This window comes from Streptomyces sp. adm13(2018), from assembly GCF_008042145.1.
Lineage (GTDB): Bacteria > Actinomycetota > Actinomycetes > Streptomycetales > Streptomycetaceae > Streptomyces.
In genome coordinates, this window is sequence record NZ_RDBH01000305.1 from 1 (window position 1) to 2,847 (window position 2,847).

Sequence of the window (2,847 nt, forward strand, 5' to 3'; positions counted from 1 at the left end):
GCCCACGCGCCCGCGGACCCGCGCCCTCCGGGCCCGCGGGCGCGTGGGCGGTCCGGAGGGTGGCGGTCCGCGAGCGCGCGGTGGGGGCGGTCTGTGGGGGCGCTCGGCCGACCCCCGGCGCACGGCGGTCTGATCATCCGAACGTTAGGGTGCGCGTGTGAGCGATTTCGTACAGAGCGTGCGCCTGTGGTTCGCACCGCAGCGCGTCCGGGACGAGGGGGAGACGCCCGACTACCGGTTCTCCCTGGCCAACGAGCGGACCTTCCTGGCCTGGATCAGGACCGCGCTCGCCCTGGTGGGCGGCGGCTTCGCCGTCGACCAGTTCCTGCCGGACCTGCGCTGGGGCGTCCGGGTCGGCCTCGCGCTCGCCCTGCTCGCGGCCGGAGTGCTCTGCGCGCTGCGGGCGGTCAACCACTGGGTGCGCTGCGAGCGGGCCATGCGGCGCGGCGAGGATCTGCCCGGGTCCCGCTTCCCGGCGTTGCTGAGCCTGGTCGTCGCCGTGGTCGCCGTCGCCATGGTGGTGGTCGTGCTCTTCGGCTGGGCCGGACGGTGACGGCGGCCGCGTCCGGGATCGACGCGCGTGATCCCGGGCTCCAGCCGGAGCGGACCCGGCTCGCGTGGCGGCGTACGACCCTGTCGTGCACGGTGGTGGCGGTGCTCGCCGTCAAGCTGGCCGTGAGCGACGAGACCAGCGCCGCGGGCCTCACGGGGCTCGCCCTGTCGGCGCTGGTGTGGATCGGGTTCCTGGCCGTCGCCCACCGCCGGATCCGCTCCCTGAGCCCGGCCCGGCCGCGGCCCCTCTCCCACCGGGGCGCGCTGCTCGCGGCCTGCTGCACGATCGCGCTCGCCGGCTTCGGGGCGGTGCTGATCTGGTGAACGGCGGAACCGAGGGGGTGGCGGCTCAGGGGACGGTGACGACGACCTTGCCGTTCAGGCCGCCCGCCGCGTTGGCGCGCTGCGCGTCCGCGGCCTGTTCCAGGGGGAACGTCCGGGCCACCCGGACGGTGAGCGCGCCGTCGTCGACCAGGTCCGCGAGGGCCGCCAGGTCGACCGGGTCGGGGCGGACCCAGAAGTAGCGTCCGCCGAGGGCCAGGACCTCGGCGTCGGCGATGGAGGCGAGCCGGCCCCCGGCCGCGAGCAGCCCGGCGGAGATCCGCAGGAACGGTCCGCCGAGGGTGTCGAGCACCGCGTCCACGCCCTCCGGGGCGAGCGCGCGGACCTGCTCGGCGAAGGTCGCCTCGTCGTAGACGACGGGCTCGGCGCCGAGCCCCGCGACCCGTTCCAGACCGGTCTCGCGCGCCGCGCCGATGACCCGGCAGCCGAGCCGGCGGGCGATCTGCACGCCCATCGAGCCGACCCCGCCGGCCGCCGCGTGCACCAGGACGGTGTCGCCGGGGCCGACCGCGAGGGGCCCGCGGAGCGCCTGGTAGGCGGTGAGGCCGGCGAGCGGCAGGGCCGCGGCCTCCTCGAACCCCACCGAGCGCGGCTTGCGGGCGAGGGTGCGGACGGGGGCGGCCACGTACTCCGCGAAGGTGCCCCGGGAGAGGAAGTCCTCGCGGACGTAGCCCATGACCTCGTCGCCCTCGGCGAACTCGGTGACGGAGACGCCGGGCCGGACGACCACCCCGGCCACGTCCCAGCCGGGCACCACGGGGAAGACCGCGTCCATCATCCCGTCGAGGTAGCCCGCCTGGCACTTCCAGTCGACCGGGTTGACCGCGGCGGCCCGCACCCTGACCAGCACCGCGTCGGGTCCGATCTTGGGATCGGGCAGCTCTCCGTACTCCAGCACCTCGGGGCCGCCGTACCGGCGGTAGCTGATCGCCTTCATGTCTTCGACCCTCCGCGCTGCGGTGTCCGCCCGCAAGCCGGGGAGACTCGTCCCTGTCCGATCGGGCTCTCACGTCTCTCCGTTGGGGGAATCCCTGTGTCTGCCACCACCACCGCCACCACCCCTGACGCGCGCGCCCCATGTGGTCGCGCTCGCGCCGAACGTCCACGCGTTCCTCCAGCCCGACGGCGGCTGGTGCCTGAACAACGCCGGCTTCCTCGGCGACGGGCGCGAGTCGCTGCTCGTCGACACGGCCGCCACCGAGCGGCGGGCGCGGCTGCTGCGGGAGGCGGTCCTCGCGGAGGGGCTCCCGCTGCCGGGGACGATCGTCTCCACCCACCACCATGGCGACCACACCTACGGCAACGGGGTGTTCCTGCCGGAGGCGCGGATCGTCGGCCACGAGAACTGCCGGAGCGAGCAGCTCGCGGCCGGGCACCAGCTCCATCTGCTGTGGCCGCAGACCGACTTCGGGGCGATCGACATCGTGGCGCCGTCCGTCACGTACCGCGACCACCTGACGCTGTACGTCGGCGGGATCGAGGTCCGGGTCCTCCACCCGGGTCCCGCGCACACCACCGGCGACTCGATCGTGCACCTGCCCGAGCAGGGCGTCGTCTTCACCGGCGACCTGGTCTTCCAGGGCGGGACGCCGTTCCTGCCGATGGGTTCGCTGGCCGGGTCGCTGCGGGCGCTCGACGTGCTGCGCTCGCTCGACGCGCCGACGGTGGTCCCGGGGCACGGGCGGGTGACCGACCCCTCGGCGTACGACGCGACCGAACGGTACCTGCTCCGGGTGCGGGAGCTGGCGGCCGAGGGGCGAGCGCGGGGGGCGACGCCGCTGGAGACGGCGCGGCGGGCGGATCTCGGTGAGTTCACCGCGTGGCGGGAGAGCGAGCGCCTGGTGGCGAACCTGCACCGGGCGTACGCGGAACTGGCGGGCCTGCCGGAGGCCTCGCCGCTCGATCCGGTGGCGGTCTTCGGCGACATGGCGGCGATGAACGGCGGGGTGCCGG

General features: G+C 75.3%; 4 protein-coding genes. 3 read left to right on the forward strand and 1 reads right to left on the reverse strand.

Features of this window, described 5'->3' with window-relative positions; translation table 11 throughout:
* Positions 1-157: 157 nt before the first annotated feature.
* Complete coding sequence (locus tag EAO70_RS36900; RefSeq protein WP_148007131.1) at positions 158-553, forward strand: YidH family protein; 396 nt, start codon at positions 158-160, stop codon at positions 551-553.
* Positions 550-876, forward strand: a complete 327-nt coding sequence (locus EAO70_RS36905) for a DUF202 domain-containing protein (protein ID WP_148007132.1) — start codon at positions 550-552, stop codon at positions 874-876. Before EAO70_RS36900 ends, EAO70_RS36905 begins: the two co-directional genes overlap by 4 nt.
* A 25-nt stretch (positions 877-901) precedes the next feature.
* On the opposite strand, the gene EAO70_RS36910 is transcribed toward EAO70_RS36905, so the two are convergent.
* Positions 902-1,831, reverse strand: coding sequence for an NADP-dependent oxidoreductase (locus EAO70_RS36910; protein ID WP_148007133.1), 930 nt, complete (start codon positions 1,829-1,831; stop codon positions 902-904).
* A 124-nt stretch (positions 1,832-1,955) separates the two neighbouring features.
* Between EAO70_RS36910 and EAO70_RS36915 the strand changes: the two genes are divergently transcribed.
* The coding region (locus tag EAO70_RS36915) for an MBL fold metallo-hydrolase (RefSeq protein WP_261993249.1) at positions 1,956-2,847 on the forward strand (892 nt) is incomplete at its 3' end.